Raw genomic sequence first — 17,449 nt, forward strand, 5'->3', positions numbered from 1 at the left:
GTCCCGTGGCCGACGACCTCTACGACCAGCTCCGACCCGCGACCGCCGAGGAGTGGCCCGGCTGGCTGAACACCATGGTCGGGGCCTTCGGCGACACCCCGAGCGGCCCGTACCTCGACAGCCCGCCCCCCACCGCCGAGCTGGACCGGTCGCTCGGGTTGTGGGACGACGGCCGGCTCGTGGCCACGTCGGGCATCTACAGCCGCACCCTGAGCGTGCCGGGGGCCGTCGTTCCCTGTGCCGCCGTCACCTGGGTGACCGTCGCCCCGACGCACCGCCGTCGCGGCGTGCTCACCGCGATGATGCGCCGCCAGCTCACCGAGCTGCACGAGCAGGAGCGCGAACCGGTGGCCGCCCTGTGGGCGTCGGAGGCGCCGATCTACGGCCGGTTCGGCTACGGCCCGGCGACCACCCGCGCCGAGCTCTCCGGGCCCACCCACCGGCTGCGGCTGCGGCCCGACGTCGACCTGGGCACCGGCCGGGTGGACATCGTCGAGGACTCGGCGTTCCGCCCCGCCGCGGGCGCCGTGCACGACGCGGTTCGCCGGTTCGTGCCCGGCAACATGGACCGGGACGGTCGCTGGTGGGACCGGCTGCTCCGTGACGACCCGGCGGAGCGGCACGGGGCGACCGCCCGCCGGTACCTGCTGCACACCGAGGCGGACGGCACGGTGAGCGGCTACGCCGCGTACCGCGTGAAGTCGCGGTGGAGCGACACCGACCAGCCCGACGGCACCCTCGTCGTGGAGGACGTGCGCGCCACCAGCACCCCGGCCTACGCCTCGCTGTGGAAGGTGCTGCTCTCCATCGACCTGGTGAGCACGGTGCAGGTGAAGCGGGCCTCCCCCGACGACCCGGTCCGCCACCTGATCACCGATCCACGGGCGCTCACCGGTCCGGCCCTCGACGCCCTGTGGGTCCGGCTGGTCGACGTCGGGCGGGCGCTGTCGGCCCGGCGCTACCCCGCCCGCATCGACCTCGTCCTCGAGGTCCGCGACCCGTTCTGCCCGTGGAACGACGGGCGCTGGCACGTCTGGGGCCATCCGTCGGGCGCCTTCTGCGACCGCACCGACCGCGATCCCGACATCGTGCTCGGCATCGAGGCGCTGTCGGCGGCGTACCTGGGAGGCACCTCGCTGGCCACGCTGCAGGCCGCCGGCCGGGTCACCGAGATCAGCCCGGGTGCGGTGACGAACGCGTCGACGGCGTTCGGCTGGCCGGTCACCCCATGGTGCCCGGACGACTTCTAGGAGGTCGGGTGTCGGCGGAGTGGGACGACGCGCGCCGGGCGTTCGACGACGCGGCGCAGTGGTTCGTCGAGACGGCCGCACAGGTGGGCAGCCGGTGGGAGCGGCCCGGGCTCGGAGAGTGGGACGTCCGCGCTCTGGTCGGCCACACCAGCCGGTCGCTGCTCACCGTCGAGGCGTACCTGGGCCGCCCGGCCGGGACCGTCGAGGTCGGCTCGGCCGTGGAGTACTACCGCGTCACCAGCGCGTTGGCGGCGGGAGCGGCCGTCGCGGAACGCGGGCGGGAGGCCGGAGCCGCGCTGGGCGCAGACCCGGCGGCCGCGGTGGCCGGCATCGCCGCGCGGGTGCTCGCGCTCGTCGGCTCCACGGACGGCACCGAGCTGCTGACGACGATCGCCGGCGGGATGCGCCTGGCCGACTACCTCCCGACGCGCACCTTCGAGCTGGCAGTGCACACCGCCGACCTCGCGACCGCGCTCGGCCGGCCGCTGGACGTCCCGGCGACGGCCGCGACGGCATCCCTGCGCCTCGTCACCGACCTCGCCGTCGCCGGGGGCCGGGCCGGTCCGCTGCTCCTCGCCGCGACCGGCCGCCCGACGTCCGACTTCTCCGTGCTCTGACGCGCCGGCCCGATCAGGGGTGGTCGGGGCGCGTGGGCAGACCGCCCGAGGGACGGTGGCGGTCGCGCTCGTAGTCGCTGACCAGCCCGATCCGGCGGACGTGCCGCTCGTCCCCGCTGAAGTCGGTGCGGAGGAACTCGAGCACCAGCTCGGTCGCCTCCTCCGGACTGTGCTGCCGGGCCCCGATCGAGACGACGTTGGCGTCGTTGTGCTGGCGGGCCAGCTGGGCGGTGGAGGTGTTCCAGACGAGCGCGGCGCGGACGCCGGGCACCTTGTTCGCCGCGATCTGCTCGCCGTTGCCCGAGCCGCCGATGACGACGCCCAAGGAGCCGGGCTCGGTGACCGTCCGCTCCCCCACCTCGAAGCAGAACGGAGGGTAGTCGTCCTGCGCGTCGTACTCGAAGGCGCCGCAGTCGACGGGCTCGTGGCCGGCCTCGGTGAGCGCCTGCTTCAGGTGCTCCTTGAACTCGAGGCCGGCGTGATCGGTTCCGACGAAGACGCGCATGGCGAGCAGTTTGACAGGCTGACCGCGTGGCGGTTCTCGGGGTCGACGGCTGGCGGGGACGCTGGGTGGGAGCGCTGTTGGAGGGCAGGTCGGTGCGGCTCCTGGTGCTGGAGGACGTGACCGCAGCGCTCGCCGTCCCCGACGTCGACGTGATCGCCATCGACATGCCGATCGGGCTGTCGGAGGACGGCGTCCGCGCCTGCGACGTCGCTGCGCGCAAGCGGCTCGGCCGGGCGGGCAGCTCCGTCTTCCCCGCTCCCCTGCGGCAGGTGCTCGCGGCGGAGGACTACCTGGAGGCGTGCCGGATCTCGGTCGAGGCCTCGGGCAAGGCGCTGTCGAAGCAGGCCTGGAACCTCGTGCCGGCCATCCGGTCCCTGGACGACGCGCTGGGCGATCCCCCGTCCGAGCGGGTGGTCGAGGTGCATCCGGAGCTGGCCTTCCGGCGGATGGATCTGCGGGTGTCCGACCCCAAGGTCACCGCCCGCGGCACGATGCAGCGGCTGACCGCGCTGCGCGGCGCGATGGACGTCGAGCAGGCGCTGCCCGACGCCCCGCCGCTCGTGCCCATGGTCGACGCACTGGATGCCTGCGCCGCCGCGTGGTCGGCCGCCCGGCTGGCCGAGGGCCGGGGCGAGTGCCTCGGGGACGGCGCCGTCGACAGCCGAGGCCGGCCGATGCGGATCTCCTTCTGAAAGGACCCCGTCCCTCTCACCGCTCGCAAGCTCGCGGCGAGCCTCCGGACCGGGCCTCGGAATACGGAAAGAAGTCCCTCACGATCCGGTGAGCCGGCGGACCACCGACAACGGGAGCACCCGCAGCAGGCGCGCGACCGGGGTCCAGGGCCAGCCTGGCACGTATGCCTTGACGGGCTCCCGCTCGATCGCGGCCACCAGCGCGTCGACCCCCGTGTCCAGGTCCACGGTCATCGGCCCCCGGCGACCGACGTTGATGTCCGTGGCGATGTAGCCGGGCAGGATCGTCGTCACGGCGATGCCGGCGCCCCAGACGTCGGACCGGATGCCTTCGGCGAGCGCGTTGACCGCGGCCTTGCTGGCGCCGTACGCCGTCCGGGTGCCGGGCATCCCCCGGACCGAGGCGACCGACGAGATGAGCACCAGGTGCCCCGCTCCCTGGGCGCGGAACACCTCCATGGCCGCCTCGCACTGGGCGTGCGCCCCGAGGACGTTGGTGTGCAGGACGGCGCGGTTGGCCGCCGCCCCGCCCGTGCCTATCGAGGCGCCCTTGCCGATGCCGGCGTTCACGATGAATCGGTCGAGGCCGCCCAGCCGTCCGACCAGGTCGGGGACGACGGTCGCGACCGACTCCGGGTCGTCGACGTCCAGGGCCGCGACCTCCACCCGGATCGCCGGGTGCGCGCGGAGCAGCTCCTCCTTCAGTACCTCGAGGAGGTCGGTGCGGCGGGCCACCAGCGCGAGGTCGCGACCCTGCGCGGCGAACCGGCGGGCCATGCCCTCGCCGAGGCCGGAGCTGGCGCCGGTGATGAGGATGCGCTGACGGGTGGGGGTGGGCATCGCGACAGCATGCCCGGGGCTTCCGGCCCTGCGCGTGCGGACCCCTCGTGACCGGGCAGTCGCGGGCCAGCACCACGCGCCGGGAGCCGGCGCACCGCCATGTCACGAAGAGGACCGCTGCGGCGTCTCCATGACTAGCGTCCCGCGCGGTCTCAGGGCCGGGGCGCCGCTCGGGCTCTGCGTGGCAGCGCAAGCACGGGGTCATCCGCTCGGAGGGACACAGCATGGCCACCGGTCGCCCACCCGTACCCGGTCCGCGGCATCCCGTGGACCCCGCGTCGTCGGACGGCCGCGCAGCCGCGCCGGTGGAGGAGCGGCGAACCGGCCCTGGCGGGCGGCCGCTGTGGGTCGCGCTCGTCCTGATCAGCACCGTGCAGCTCATGGTGGTGCTCGACGGGTCCGTCGTGAACATCGCGCTCCCCCGCATCCAGGAGGAGCTCGCCATCAGCGACGCCGACCTCACCTGGGTGGTGACGGCCTACGCGATCGCCTTCGGAGGCCTGCTGCTGCTCGGCGGGCGGCTCGGCGACCTGATCGGCCGTCGCAAGGTCTTCTTCGCCGGCGTGCTGCTCTTCGCCCTGGGGTCGCTGCTCGCGGGCGTGGCCCAGGAGCAGTGGCAGCTGCTGGCGGCCCGCGCCCTGCAGGGCGCCGGCGCTGCGGCTGCGTCGCCGACCGCCCTGGCGCTGATCACCACCACGTTCCCGGCGGGCCCGCCGCGCAACCGGGCGTTCGCCGTCTACGCGGCGATGTCGGGTGCCGGTGCCGCCGTCGGGCTGATCCTCGGCGGCGCGCTGACCGAGGCCTCCTGGCGCTGGACGATGCTCATCAACGTGCCGATCGGGCTGATCGTGGCCTTCATGGCGCCGCGCTTCCTCGCGGAGTCCGCGCCGCAGCCCGGCCGCTGGGACCTGCCCGGCGCCCTCACCGGGACCATCGGCCTCGCCGCGATCGTCTACGGCTTCAACCGGAAGGCGCAGACCGACGCCGACACCGGGCTGCCCCAGGAGTGGTCCGACACCCTGGTCTACGGACCGATCGTCGTGGGGGTCGTGCTGCTCGTGGCCTTCTTCCTCGTCGAGGCCCGCTCCCCGCACGCGCTGCTGCCGATGAGGGTGATCGCGGACCGGACGAGGGCGGTGAGCTTCGCGGTCATGCTGGTCATCGGCGCGGCGATCTTCTCGATGTTCCTGTTCGTGTCGCTGTTCGTGCAGCAGGTGCTCGGCTACAGCCCGCTCGAGGCCGGCATCGCCTTCCTGCCGTTCACCGTCGGCATCGTCGTCGCCGCGCAGATCGCCTCGACGCTCGCTTCGCGGGTGGACCCCCGCTGGATCGCCGGCGCGGGTGGGGGGCTGTCGGTCCTGGCGATGTGGGGCTACAGCCGGATGGACGCCGACGCCGGGTACGCCACCGACCTGCTGCCCTGGATCGTCGTCCAGGCGGTCGGCATGGGGCTGCTGTTCGTGCCCCTCACCCTGACGGCCGTGAGCCGCGTCGACGCCGGTGACGCCGGCGTGGGCTCGGCCGTCCTGAACACGGTCCAGCAGGTGGGTGGCGCCGTCGGCATCGCCGTCCTCGGCACCGTCTTCGCCAACGGCATCAGCGAGCGCTTCGCCCAGCTCGCGGCGGCCGGCCCTCCTGGGCCGGAGGCCGCTCTCGAGGCGCAGGCCCACGGGACGTCGCAGGCATTCATGGTCGCCATCTGGATGATGGCCGCCGTCACCGTCGTGATCGTCGTCGGCCTGAGCATCAGGCACGAAGACCTGGCCACCGACGTCACGCCGGGCCAGGCGGCGGCTCTGTCCGAGGGCGCGGGCGTGGGCGAGGCACCGGAGATCCCGCCCCAGGCGGGGTCCCCGGCAGACGACCCGGCCGCCTCGGGGAGCGACGCCCCGGAGGGGCGCCGCGTCACCTGAGCGTCAGTTGCGACCGGTGAGCTCCAGGGCGTCGGCCGGGACGGAGTCCATGTCGGGGCCGGAGAGCCGGGTGCGCTTGAGCTCCCAGAAGTCGGGCAGGTTGGCCAGCAGGACGGCGCCGTCGAAGGCCTTGCCGGCGTCCTCACCGGTGGGCACCTTGCTGATCACCGGACCGAAGAACGCCACGCCGTCGATGTGCATGACGGGGGTGCCGACGTCGTCTCCGACCGGGTCCATGCCCGCGTGGTGGCTCTTCTCCAGCTCCTCGTCGTACTCGGTGGAGGTGGCGGCCTCGGCGAGCTCCGCCGGGAGCCCCACCCGCTCGAGGGCGGGGGCGATCAGCTCGTCCAGCTCCAGCTTCTCGTGGTGCCGGAGGGTGCCCATGGCGGTGTAGAGGTCGCCGAGGACCTCGTCGCCGTGCTTCTGGGCAGCCGCGATCGCGACCCGGACCGGGCCCCACGCCTGGTCCATCATCGCGCGGTAGTCCTCGGGCAGGTCCCGGCCGCGGTTCAGGACGGCGAGGGACATGACGTGCCAGTGCAGGTCGATGTCGCGCACCTTGGCCGCCTCCAGCACCCAGCGGCTGGTCAGCCAGGCCCACGGGCACAGCGGGTCGAACCAGAAGTCGACGCGTGCGCTGGTGGGCGCGCTCTGCACTGCCTCGGTCATGGGTGCTCCTCGATATCGTCGGCCCGCCGCTCGTGCCGGACCCGCTGGGGATGGACAACCGGATCGACGGCGACTTGTTCCCGTCGCCGGGGCCACCGGCGCGGCGCGGACCGTGTCCCCGGGGCATGGGAAGCTGGCCAGTGTGGCTGCACCCAACCTGACCCGCACCGATGCCGCTGCCCGCGCCGAGCTCCTCGCCGTGCAGAGCTACGACCTCCAGCTCGACGTCACCGACGGCGACGGGCACCCGGGCGAGCGCACCTTCCGCTCCGTCACGACCGTCGAGTTCACCGCCCGCGAGGCCGGCGCCGACACGTTCATCGACCTCGTCGCCGAGACGGTGCACTCCGCCACGCTCAACGGCGTCGAGCTCGACGTCAGCACCTACACCGAGGACGGCGGCCTGCCGCTGCCCGGCCTGGCCGAGCAGAACACCCTCGAGGTCGTCGCCGACTGCCGGTACTCCAACACCGGCGAGGGCCTGCACCGATTCGCGGACCCCGAGGACGGTCAGGTCTACCTCTACACGCAGTTCGAGCCGGCCGACGCCAAGCGGATGTTCGCCTGCTTCGACCAGCCCGACCTCAAGGCCACCTTCACGATGCACGTCGTGGCGCCGTTCGACTGGCAGGTCGTCTCCAACACCGGCGGCCGCACCATCGAGGCCGGACCCGCCGGCTCCCAGTTGGCCCACTTCGAGCCGACGAAGCGCATCTCGACCTACCTCGTCGCCCTGATCGCCGGGCCGTACGCCAAGGTCACCGACTCGCACGAGGGCATCCCGCTGGGGCTGTACTGCCGCGCCTCGCTGGCCAAGTTCCTCGACGCCGACGAGCTCTTCCGCGTGACCAAGCAGGGCTTCGACTTCTACCACCGGGTCTTCGACTACCCGTACCCGTTCGACAAGTACGACCAGCTCTTCGTGCCGGAGTTCAACGCCGGGGCCATGGAGAACGCCGGCGCGGTGACGTTCCTGGAGGACTACGTCTTCCGGTCGAAGGCCACCCGTGCCCGCTACGAGCGCCGCGCGGAGACGATCCTGCACGAGCTGGGCCACATGTGGTTCGGCGACCTCGTGACGATGCGCTGGTGGGACGACCTCTGGCTCAACGAGTCGTTCGCGACCTACATCAGCACCCTCTGCCAGGCGGAGGCGACGGAGTACACGACCGCCTGGACGACGTTCGCCAACACGGAGAAGGCCTGGGCCTACGCGCAGGACCAGCTGCCCTCCACGCACCCCATCGCCGCCGACATCCCCGACGTCGCGGCGGTCGAGGTGAACTTCGACGGCATCACGTACGCCAAGGGCGCCTCGGTGCTCAAGCAGCTGGTCGCCTACGTCGGCCGGGAGGAGTTCCTCGCCGGCGTGCGCCGCTACTTCCGCAAGCACGAGTTCGGCAACACCACCCTGGCCGACCTGCTCGCGCCGCTGGAGGAGAGCTCGGGCCGCGACCTCTCCGAGTGGGTCGAGCAGTGGCTCCGGACCAGCCAGGTGAACACCCTGCGCCCGGTCTTCGAGCTGACCAACGACGGCCGGTACGCGAGCTTCGCCATCGAGCAGACCGCGGTCGCGGAGCACCCGGTGCTGCGCAACCACCGGCTGGCCGTGGGTCTCTACAGCGAGGGGCCCCAGGGCCTCACCCGCAGCGACCGCGTCGAGCTGGACGTCGCGGGCGCGCGTACCGAGGTCCCGGACCTGGTGGGGCACCCCGCGGCGGACCTGGTGCTGGTCAACGACGACGACCTGACGTACGCCAAGCTGCGGCTGGACGAGCGGTCACTGGGCACGCTGCGCACGCGCATCGGCGCCATGCCCGACCCGCTGGCCCGCGCGCTGTGCTGGTCGGCGGCCTGGGACATGACCCGGGACGCCGAACTGCCTGCTCGCGATTGGGTGCAGCTGGTGCTCGCCGGGGTGGACGCCGAGTCCGAGATCAGCGTCGTGCAGGCGCTGCTCGCCCGCGTGCAGACCGCCCTCTCCTCCTACGCCGACCCCACGTGGGCGCCCACCGGCTGGGCTGCGCTCGCCGACCACGCCATGGGCGCGCTGGAGACGGCACCCGCCGGCAGCGACGCGCAGCTCCAGTGGTCGCGCACGCTGGCGAGCGCGGCGCGCACCGACGAGCACGCGGAGGTGCTGCGGCAGCTCCTGGCCGGGTCCCGGACGGTGGAGGGCCTGGAGGTCGACGCCGACGCGCGTTGGGCCTTCCTGTCCGGCCTGGTCGCGATCGGTGCGGCCGGTGACGCCGAGATCGACGCCGAGGCCGCGCGGGACGCCACGGCCACCGGTGCCCGCCGGGCCGCCACCCTGCGCGCCCTGCGCCCGACCGCGGAGTCGAAGGAGGAGACCTGGCAGCGGGCCTTCCACGACGAGGACGTGCCCAACGCCGTCCACGAGGCGATCCTGCAGGGCTTCTGGCACCCCGCCCAGCGCGAGCTGACCAGCGGTTACGTGGACCGGTACTTCGCCGAGATCGGTCCGCTGTGGACCCGCCGCCCGGGGGAGATCGCGAAGAACGCGGTGCAGTACCTGTTCCCGCCGGTCGTCGAGCCCCGCACCATCGCCGCCGCCGACGCCTGGCTGGCCGACACGGAGCAGCCGGCACCGCTGCGCCGGCTGGTCTCCGAGGGCCGCGACGGGATCGCCCGGGCCCTGCGCGCACGCGAGCGGGACGGGGACGCGAACCTCTAGGGCGACGACGAAAGCCCGTTCCCGACCGGGAACGGGCTTCCGTCGTGCACTGGACCTAGCGCCGTGGACCGATCGCGGGGGCCGGAGGCCTCCCGATAGGGACATGGGCAGCGGCTCAGCGCCGGGCGGGACGGCACATGGCCGCGGTGCGGTCCGGAGGACCGCGGTGTTCTAGTGGCGGTGGGTCGCCGGGTGACCGGCCTGGTCCGACAGCTGGCGAAGGCCGTTGATGATGCCGCCGATGAGGTCGCCGTTGGCGAACGACGTCGTCATCGACAGCACGGCGAGCGCGCAGGCGCGGTCGGGCAGCCGTCGGCTCGCGCCGGCGCCGGTGACGACCTCGACGACCTTCTGCCCGGGTGAGATTGCGATCAGCACCGCGTCGGTCGGGTGGGAGCCGGAGCGCGCGTGCAGGTCCTCGGCCTGGACCCGGGTGCGCGGGCCCAGGTCACCGATGTAGAGCGTGAACCGCAGGCCGGTCTCGCGGGAGGACATGGTCAGCGCCTCGTCCAGCCGCGCGAGCTCCTGGAAGGTGAAGAGCTCGTCCGGGGCGCCCTCGTCGGTGCGCGCGGCGGCAGTGTCCTTGGTGGCCGTGTCGTGCGACTCGACCTCGAGTGAGCTGGTCATCGCCGTCCTCCGGTCGTCTCGCGGGTGGTCGTCCCGCGGGCGTTCGTCTCGCGGGCGTTCGTCTCGTGGGCCACCGTCTCGTGGGCCACCGTCTCGTGGGCCATCGTGGTCACCAGGTGCCCCGCGCTCCGCCGAGCGGCCCGGCGTTCACCGGGCGCGCAGCGGAGGCTCCGTGGGCCGGAGCGCCATGGGACGAGTCGCCGTGGGAGGTCCCGCCGGACGCCGAGTCGGTGTTCCGCTCCTCGGGCTGCTCCGGGTACATCGACGAGCCCAGGGCGTTCGTCGAGCCGCCGCCCACCGCGGCCGCGCCGCTCCCCGGGCCGGGCCCGTGCCCGCCGCCGCCACCCTCGGGGTGCGGCTCGTACCAGACCGGCGCGTGGTCCCACGGCTGGCCGGGCTTGTAGCGGGTGCGCTTGCGCCCGCCGGGGAGGGTCAGCAGCGCCAGCACCACGATGACGGCCAGCGGGATGCCGACGAGAATGAGGAGGACCTCGACGGTGTTCACGGGCGACAACTTACCGGCACCGCCCCCGTTCAGCCGGTCTGCTCCCACGCCGCGGGGTGGCGGTCCGCCCACGGCCGCGCCACCTCCAGCTGCGCGGACAGCGCGATCAGCGTCGCCTCGTCCGCAGGGCGCCCGACGAGCATGCTCCCGACGGGCAGTTCGTCCTCGGTCCAGTGCAGCGGAACGCTGACGGCAGGCTGCCCCGTGACGTTGAACAGGGCCGTGAACGCGGCGTAGCGCTTCTGCCGCTCGAAGTCCGCGGCGGCGTCGCCGTCGGCGCCGAACCAGCCGATCGGGCGCGGGGTCATGGTGCAGACCGGCGCGAGGAGCACGTCGTAGTCCGCGGTTGCGAGCAGGAAGCGGCGGGAGAAGAGCCGCAGCGCCGTCATCGCCTCCATGGCTTCCTGGGCCGACAACGCCAGCCCCCGTTCGCGGAGCCACCGGGTGAGCGGCCGGAGCTCGGCGACCCGGCGGGGCGGCACGGGCAGCAGCGTGCCGCTCAGGGCCCACACCCGCTCGAAGGACGGCAGCACGTCGGGGCCGAGGAGGCCGGCCGGCACGTCCTCCACCTCGTGCCCGAGACCCTCGAGCAGGGCCGAGGCGTCCTCGAACGCCGTCCGGACCTCCGGGTCCAGGTCGACGTCGGGCATCGGCGACTGGAGCCACCGTCCGATCCGCAGCCGCCCCGGCGCGCGGTCGGCGGAACCGAGGAAGGTCTCCCCCGCGGGCAGCGGTGGCGCCCACGCGGGGTCGCCGAGGACAGGGCCGGCCATGGCGTCGAGCATCGCGGCGGCGTCGCGCACGGTGCGGGCCAGCGGCCCGTTCGTCCCCAGCCCGGTGATCTCACTGCCGTAGGGCGCGTTGCTCACCCGGCCACGGCTCGGCTTGATGCCGTAGATCCCGTTGACGCTCGCGGGGATGCGGATCGAGCCTCCGCCGTCGCTGCCCTGCGCGAAGGGCACCATCCCGGCGGCGACCGCCACCGCCGCGCCTCCGCTCGAGCCACCGGCCAGCCGCGAGGGATCCCACGGGCAGCGCGCGGGCCCGGCCAGCTCGTTGTCGGTGTAGCAGGGGAAGCCGAACTCCGGGGTGTTGGTCTTGCCGAGGCTGATCGTCCCGGCCGCGGCCAGCTTGGTGACGACGGCGTCGTCCACGTCCGGGACGACGTCGGCCATGGTCGCGGAGCCGAACGTCGTCCGGACGCCGGCGGTGTTGTTCAGGTCCTTGATCGCCGTCGGGACGCCGAGCAGCGGGGGCAGCTCTCCGCCGGATCGGACCAGGTCCTCGGCCCGGCGTGCGGCCGCGAGCGCCCGCTCGGGCGTGACGGTGAGGAAGGCACCGAGCCCGGCGTCGAGCTCCTCGATGCGGTCCAGCGCGTGCCGGACCAGATCGGTCGGGCTCGCCTCGCCGGACCGGACGGCCGCGGCCTGCTCGAGCGCGGTCAGGTCGTGCAGCTGGGTCACGGGCGGGACGCTAGACCGTCCGCATCCGGAGCTCAGGACCGGGCGAACACCACCAGGTTCTCCGTGGCGTTGCGGCCGTCGGAGCGCTGGAAGCAGGTGATGAGCACCAGCCGCCCGGGCACCGCCACCCACACCTCCGCGGCATCGGCCAAGGCGTTCTTGCCGTATCGCTCGACCCGTTCCACGGTGTAGGTCACCTCACCCCCGGGCGTGCGCACCTCGACGGTGTCCCCCGCCGCGATCGCGGCACCCTCGTGGTCCGCGGTGAGCAGCGGATCGAAGCCGTCGTCCCCGGAGCCCGCCGAATGCGCGGCGACGTAGAGGGTGTTCGTCGCCTCGCCGGCCGATGCCACCGGCGCTCCGTACGGCTCGATCCAGTAGCCGGCGGTGAGCAGCGGGGGGTCGATCACGCCGCGCCGTGGGGTCAGGCTCAGCAGCGGCAGGTCCAGGTCCACCGACGGGATCACCAGCCGCGTGGCCGACGACGGCGTGTAGCGAGCCGTCGGCGTGGGCGTCGGCTCCGGTTCGGGGGCCGCTTCCGGTGCCGGTGCGGCGGTCGTCCGCGGCACGGACGGCGACGCGGCGGGAGCCGGCGGTCGCGGAGCGGCCGCACCACCGGCCGAGAGACCGATGCCGAGGACGAGCAGGCCGGAGAGCCCCAGCGCGGCGGCCCCGGTGAGGGCCGCCGCGCGTCGGGTCAGACGCACGTCACTCCTGGTGCGAGGTCCGCCGCCGGAGCACCGCGGCGGCACCGATCCCCGCCACGAGCACCATCCCGGCGCCGATCGGCACCAGCGGGGAGGCACCCTCGTCCCCCGCCGGCTCGGTCCACCCGGTGTTCGACGTCAGTCCGTCGTTGGACGGCGTCGTCACCGTGGTGCGGACGAACGTGCGCGACACCACCGGATCCGTGCCGTTGCCGAGCGTGATCGCCAGCAGGTACTTCCCCGCCGCCGTCCCGGCGGGGATCACCAGCGAGGCGGACCGGCCGTCGCCCGAGTACGACCCGGTGAGCGCGGTACCGCTCGGCGCCGTGGGGATGAGGGACCCGTCGGCGGGCAGCAGGGCGAAGGCGCTCGGCGTGAGGCTGGTGAACCCGAACGTGGAGTACAGCGAGTCCGCCGGCAGGACCACCTCGACGGTGTCACCCGCGTCGACCGTGGCGTCCTGGTAGTCCGAGAGGACGGTCTGCGGGGTCACGGTCACGGCGGACACGCCCGCGGCGAGGTCGAACACGTAGCTCTGGGACCCGCTCCCCAGCACACCGATCGTCGAGGAGAGCGGCTTGAGCAGGAGCCTGCCGTAGGGCCCGTTGACCGTGTCGTCTGCCGGGATGTCGACCTGGAACCGGTTGGAGCCCAGGTCCGTGAAGGTGAGCTGGTCAGCCGGCACCGTGCTCTCGCTGTCGTACACCCGCGTCGGGGTGTCGTCTTCCAGCGGCGCGGTGGCGGCGTCCAGCGTCGGGTAGAGGAACAGCTGCGCCTGCGTCACCGCTCCGTCGATCACCGCGGGGAGCTCGACGGTCACCGAGCCCGACCACCCGGCATCCACCGGCGTGACCGGCTCGCTGCCGAAGGCGGTGACGTCCAACGGTCCGAGGTTCTCGATCGGCCGGACGCCGATCCCGGGACCGGAATCATCGCCGGGGTCCAGCACGATCGTCGCCGCGGGCGCGGCCTGGGCCGCGGGAACCCATGCGGCGAGGGGGATCAGTGAGGCCAGGAGAACGCCGCCGGCTCGGACGGCGAGGGCCCGGCGGGCAGGACGGATGCTCATGCGGTGCGGTGCCTTCCGGAACAGGCGCGCTGACCGCGCCGACCAGTCGTGAACGCTGCCATTCCGGATGCTGATCGGCGGAGTTCTCGAACGCGTGTCGCCCGTCGTGGCGACAATCGTCATGAAGGGGCAACAAGGCAGTCGTCCGAGATGGCGGCCGTCACAGCGAGAGTTGCCATGCCTCCCGGTTCGGGACTGTCAGGCGTGCGATCCGTCCGGCTCGGGGACACCGATCGGGTTGCCGGTGGGCCAGTCCCCCGCCGCGACCACGGCCCGGCGGAGCGGGGTGAGCAGTCCGGCGAGGCGGTCGCAGCCGGCGTCACCCAGCGCCTGCCACGGGCGCAGCGCCAGCCGGTCGGTGTCGGCCTCGATGGCTGCCACCATCGCCAGGCCCTCGGCGGTCAGCTCGCCCTCGTCCATCCAGCGCCGGTCGACCAGCCGCGCTTCGGCGTCGTCCCACGCGGCGTCGTCCCAGCCGCGGGCGCGCATCAGCCACTCGCGGTCCGACCGGCCGGCGGCCGCCGCGAGGACGTGCGAGGTGACGCCGTCGACCTCCCGCTGCACCAGCGCCACGACGTGCCCGTCCCCGCGGTGCTCGCGCAGCGTGGTGAGCGACTGCCACAGCCGCAGGTGCGGTTCGGCGGGCACCGGGACTCCGGTGTTCGCCGCGGCCATCGGCCGACCGGGCTGGTCGACGGCCGCCGCTGCCGTCGCGGCGAGGTCCGCCGCCTCGGCGAGCTCGGGCGAGCCGACGACGTCGTCCCCGAGCACCCGCCGCACGGCTCCGTCGATCCCCGCGAGGCGCGCCTCCAGTGCGGCTGAGGGCGACGTGAGGTCCCAGATCGCCGGCACCCGCCGGGCGACGAAGTCGGGCTCGAAGTTGAAGAACAGCGCCGTCACGACCTCGGGGCCCACCGCCCCGAGCGGAGCGGCCCGGAGCGCGAAGTAGCCGTTCCAGAAGCCGTGCAACCCGGCCCGCTCGGCGGCGTCGCGGCACTCCTGCGCGAAGTAGGTGAGCGCGTGGAAGGGCTCGGCCAGCGCCCACAACCTCCGTGCGGTCCCGGGTGAGCTCACCGGTCCTTCCTCATGCGCTCACGCTCTCGGGCACGCCGAGCCAGTCCCGCCACCGCGGGTCGACCGAGCGGGTGCCCAGCAGCCGCCAGGCGGCACCGCTGGGCGTGCGCGGTGGGTGCGGCAGCGCCCACCCCAGTTCGGCCAGCGACCGGTCGGCCTTGGTGTGGTTGCAGCGGCGGCAGGCGGCGACGACGTTGTCCCAGGTGTGCGTCCCGCCCCGGCTGCGCGGGACGACGTGGTCGATGCTCGTGGCCGACCCCCCACAGTAGACGCAGGTCTGCCCGTCGCGGGTGAAGACCGCCCGGCGCGAGAGCGGCACGGAGGCGGGGTACGGCACCCGCACGTACCGGGTCAGCCGGACGACGACCGGCACGGGCAGGCTCACCCGCTCGGCGTGCACCACGTCCGCCGCGGAGTCGACCGGCTCGGCCTTCTCCGCCAGGACCAGCACGATGGCCCGCCGGCTGGACACCACGCACAGCGGCTCGTACGTGGCGTTGAGCAGCAGCGTCGCGTGGGTGGTGCCCGGTGACGTGACAGGCTGCAGCAAGGAACGGTGTGGGTCGCGGCGGGGGCCTGGGTGACCCACCGACGTCGACCCGGACGCGGCACGCGGCACGGCTCACCTCCGGTCGCCCCGGACCGCCGGTGGCTCCGAGACCCGCGGGCAGCCCCATTCTGACCTGCGCCGGCCCGATCGGCGTAGTGGGAAAACGTCCGGCCATTACCGTGGGTGCGATGCGCTACCCCGAGGCCCCCCGGCTCGACCTCGTCGAGGACCTGCACGGACACCGCGTCGCCGACCCCTACCGCTGGCTCGAGGACGACGCCGACCCCCGCACCAGGGGCTGGAGCGAGGCGCAGGACGCGCTGGCCGGTGAGCTCCTGTCCGCGCTGCCCATGCGCCCGGACTTCGCCGCCCGCCTGGAACGGCTCGTCCGGTCAGGCGCCGTCGGCGTTCCCGTCTGGCGCGGCGGGCGGGCGTTCTCGACCCGCCGCGACCCCGGCCAGGAGCACGCCGTGCTCCGGGTGCGCGAGCCCGACGGCACCGTCCGGGTCCTGGTCGACCCGATGGCGCTCGACCCGGCCGGGACGACGACGCTCGACGCCTGGTCGCCCTCGTGGGAGGGCGACCGGCTGGCCTACCAGCTGTCCACCGGCGGGGACGAGGAGTCGAAGCTCCACGTCCTCGACGTGACGACCGGCGAGCCGCTGGACGGCCCGATCGACCGGTGCCGCTACTCCCCCGTCGCCTGGCTGCCCGGCGGCGAGGAGCTGTTCTACGTGCGCCGGCTCGCCCCCGACCAGGTCCCCGCCGGTGAGGACCAGTTCCACCGCCGCGTCTGGCGCCACCGTGTCGGCACGCCAGCCGACGACGACCAGCTGGTGCACGGCGAGGGCAGCGACCCCACCACCTACTTCGGCGTGCACACCAGCCGCGACGGCCGCTGGCTGGTGGTGTCGGGCGCCGCCGGGACGGCTCCTCGCGACGACGTGTGGATCGCCGACCTCGCCGGCACGGGTGAGCTGCGCGAGTTCCAGGTGGGGGTCGACGCGCAGACCGCTGCCTTCGTCGCCCGCGACGGCCGGCTCTGGCTGATGTCCGATCGGGGCACCCCGCGATGGCGGCTCGCCGTCGCCGACCCCGCGGACCCCGCCACCTGGGCACCCGAGGCCTGGCGGGACGTCGTCCCGCAGAGCCCGGAGGCCGTCCTCTCCGACATCGCCCTGGTCGACGCACCGGACGGCTCCCTCCAGGTCCTCGCCGTGCACGCCGTCGACGCGACCGACCGCCTGTCGGTGTGGGCCGCGGACGGCTCCGGCCGGTTGGCCGACGTCGAGGGCCTCGGCGCCGGCAGCATCTCCGGCGTCAGCTCGCCCCCGGAGGGCGGCGGAACCGCCTGGGTCGGCTACACCGACTACGCGACGCCACCGTCCGTGCTGCGCTGGGACGCCGGCTCGCCGACGACCCTGGAGAGCTGGGAGCAGGCCGCCGTCGCCGGTGACGTGCCCGAGCTGACCGTCGTCGAGACGCACGCGACGTCGGCCGACGGCACGCCGGTGCACCTGTTCGTCCTCTCCGCGAACGGCTCGCCGGACACGCCCCGGCCGACCGTCCTCTACGGCTACGGCGGCTTCAACGTCTCGGTGACCCCCGCCTACAGCGCCCAGGCGCTGTCCTGGGTGTCCGCCGGCGGCGTCTGGGCCGTGGCCAACCTGCGCGGCGGCTCGGAGCACGGCGAGGAGTGGCACCGCGCCGGCATGCGCGAGCGCAAGCAGAACGTGTTCGACGACTTCGCGGCCGCGGCCGAGCACCTGGTCGCCGACGGCTGGACGACGCACGAGCAGCTGGGCATCTTCGGCGGCTCCAACGGCGGCTTGCTCGTGGGCGCGTCCCTGACCCAACGCCCGGAACTCGCCGCCGCCGTCGTCTGCAGCGCCCCGCTGCTGGACATGGTCCGGTACGAGCTCTTCGGCCTGGGCCGCACCTGGAACGACGAGTACGGCACCGCCGACGACCCGACCGAGCTCGGCTGGTTGCTCGGCTACTCGCCGTACCACGCGGTCCGCGAGGGGACGGCGTACCCGGCGGTCCTGATCACGACCTTCGAGTCCGACACCCGGGTGCACCCGCTGCACGGCCGCAAGCTGGCCGCGGCCCTGCAGCACGCCACGACGGCGGAAGCGCCGATCGTGCTGCGCCGGGAGACGTCCGTGGGGCACGGCGCGCGGGCGGTGAGCCGGACGGTAGGTCTGGCCGCCGACCAGCTCGCGTTCCTGGCCCGGCACACCGGCCTGGCGCATCGCTAGGACGGCGACCGG

General features: G+C 73.9%; 16 protein-coding genes. 6 read left to right on the top strand and 10 right to left on the bottom strand.

Features of this window, described 5'->3' with window-relative positions; genetic code table 11:
• Window positions 1-5: 5 nt before the first annotated feature.
• Together CRP30_RS17010 and CRP30_RS17015 are read left to right on the top strand one after the other, a co-directional pair.
• Entirely contained in the window at window positions 6-1,250 is a 1,245-nt protein-coding gene (locus CRP30_RS17010; RefSeq protein WP_097185186.1) for a GNAT family N-acetyltransferase, read from the top strand.
• Between the two features lie 8 nt (window positions 1,251-1,258).
• Complete coding sequence (locus CRP30_RS17015) at window positions 1,259-1,867, top strand: maleylpyruvate isomerase N-terminal domain-containing protein (RefSeq protein ID WP_097185187.1); 609 nt, start codon at window positions 1,259-1,261, stop codon at window positions 1,865-1,867.
• Window positions 1,868-1,880: 13 nt separating this feature from the next.
• Here CRP30_RS17015 and CRP30_RS17020 read toward each other — a convergent pair whose 3' ends face one another.
• Window positions 1,881-2,372, bottom strand: coding sequence for a ribose-5-phosphate isomerase (locus tag CRP30_RS17020; protein WP_097185188.1), 492 nt, complete (start codon window positions 2,370-2,372; stop codon window positions 1,881-1,883).
• Window positions 2,373-2,398: 26 nt separating this feature from the next.
• Here CRP30_RS17020 and CRP30_RS17025 point away from each other — a divergent pair, with 26 nt between their 5' ends.
• Window positions 2,399-3,064 carry a DUF429 domain-containing protein gene (locus CRP30_RS17025; protein ID WP_097185189.1) on the top strand — a complete coding sequence of 222 codons (666 nt, stop codon included), beginning with the start codon at window positions 2,399-2,401 and terminating at the stop codon, window positions 3,062-3,064.
• A 78-nt stretch (window positions 3,065-3,142) separates the two neighbouring features.
• Here the strand turns inward: CRP30_RS17025 and CRP30_RS17030 are convergent, their stop codons facing one another.
• A complete protein-coding gene (locus tag CRP30_RS17030; RefSeq protein WP_097185190.1) occupies window positions 3,143-3,904 on the bottom strand; it encodes an SDR family oxidoreductase in 762 nt (253 codons plus the stop codon).
• A gap of 224 nt (window positions 3,905-4,128) precedes the next feature.
• On the opposite strand from CRP30_RS17030, the gene CRP30_RS17035 reads away from it, so the two are divergent.
• Window positions 4,129-5,817 carry an MFS transporter gene (locus tag CRP30_RS17035; RefSeq protein ID WP_097185191.1) on the top strand — a complete coding sequence of 563 codons (1,689 nt, stop codon included), beginning with the start codon at window positions 4,129-4,131 and terminating at the stop codon, window positions 5,815-5,817.
• 3 nt (window positions 5,818-5,820) lie between these two features.
• Here the strand turns inward: CRP30_RS17035 and CRP30_RS17040 are convergent, their stop codons facing one another.
• A complete protein-coding gene (locus CRP30_RS17040; RefSeq protein WP_097185192.1) occupies window positions 5,821-6,486 on the bottom strand; it encodes a mycothiol-dependent nitroreductase Rv2466c family protein in 666 nt (221 codons plus the stop codon).
• Window positions 6,487-6,628: 142 nt separating this feature from the next.
• Between CRP30_RS17040 and pepN the strand changes: the two genes are divergently transcribed.
• A complete protein-coding gene (gene pepN / locus CRP30_RS17045) occupies window positions 6,629-9,181 on the top strand; it encodes an aminopeptidase N (RefSeq protein ID WP_097185193.1) in 2,553 nt (850 codons plus the stop codon).
• A 171-nt stretch (window positions 9,182-9,352) separates the two neighbouring features.
• Here the strand turns inward: pepN and CRP30_RS17050 are convergent, their stop codons facing one another.
• The 7 genes from CRP30_RS17050 to CRP30_RS17080 all read right to left on the bottom strand — a co-directional run bounded on the left by CRP30_RS17050 (window position 9,353) and on the right by CRP30_RS17080 (window position 15,176).
• Window positions 9,353-9,808, bottom strand: coding sequence for a DUF5130 family protein (locus CRP30_RS17050; protein WP_097185194.1), 456 nt, complete (start codon window positions 9,806-9,808; stop codon window positions 9,353-9,355).
• 109 nt (window positions 9,809-9,917) lie between these two features.
• Complete coding sequence (gene ctaJ, locus CRP30_RS17055; RefSeq protein ID WP_097185195.1) at window positions 9,918-10,313, bottom strand: aa3-type cytochrome oxidase subunit CtaJ; 396 nt, start codon at window positions 10,311-10,313, stop codon at window positions 9,918-9,920.
• Between the two features lie 29 nt (window positions 10,314-10,342).
• A complete protein-coding gene (locus CRP30_RS17060) occupies window positions 10,343-11,776 on the bottom strand; it encodes an amidase (RefSeq protein WP_097185196.1) in 1,434 nt (477 codons plus the stop codon).
• 32 nt (window positions 11,777-11,808) lie between these two features.
• Window positions 11,809-12,483 carry a class F sortase gene (locus tag CRP30_RS17065; RefSeq protein ID WP_097185197.1) on the bottom strand — a complete coding sequence of 225 codons (675 nt, stop codon included), beginning with the start codon at window positions 12,481-12,483 and terminating at the stop codon, window positions 11,809-11,811.
• A 1-nt stretch (window position 12,484) separates the two neighbouring features.
• Window positions 12,485-13,552: a hypothetical protein gene (locus CRP30_RS17070; protein ID WP_097185198.1), complete on the bottom strand. Its 1,068-nt coding sequence runs from the start codon at window positions 13,550-13,552 to the stop codon at window positions 12,485-12,487.
• A gap of 198 nt (window positions 13,553-13,750) precedes the next feature.
• Window positions 13,751-14,626, bottom strand: coding sequence for an SCO6745 family protein (locus CRP30_RS17075; RefSeq protein WP_097185199.1), 876 nt, complete (start codon window positions 14,624-14,626; stop codon window positions 13,751-13,753).
• Window positions 14,627-14,636: 10 nt separating this feature from the next.
• Window positions 14,637-15,176 (bottom strand): HNH endonuclease, encoded by a 540-nt coding sequence (locus CRP30_RS17080; RefSeq protein ID WP_235003497.1) that lies wholly within the window; start codon window positions 15,174-15,176, stop codon window positions 14,637-14,639.
• A 188-nt stretch (window positions 15,177-15,364) separates the two neighbouring features.
• On the opposite strand from CRP30_RS17080, the gene CRP30_RS17085 reads away from it, so the two are divergent.
• Window positions 15,365-17,437 (top strand): prolyl oligopeptidase family serine peptidase, encoded by a 2,073-nt coding sequence (locus tag CRP30_RS17085; protein WP_097185200.1) that lies wholly within the window; start codon window positions 15,365-15,367, stop codon window positions 17,435-17,437.
• Window positions 17,438-17,449 lie beyond the last annotated feature (12 nt).

This window comes from Blastococcus haudaquaticus (assembly GCF_900230285.1).
Lineage (GTDB): Bacteria > Actinomycetota > Actinomycetes > Mycobacteriales > Geodermatophilaceae > Blastococcus_B > Blastococcus_B haudaquaticus.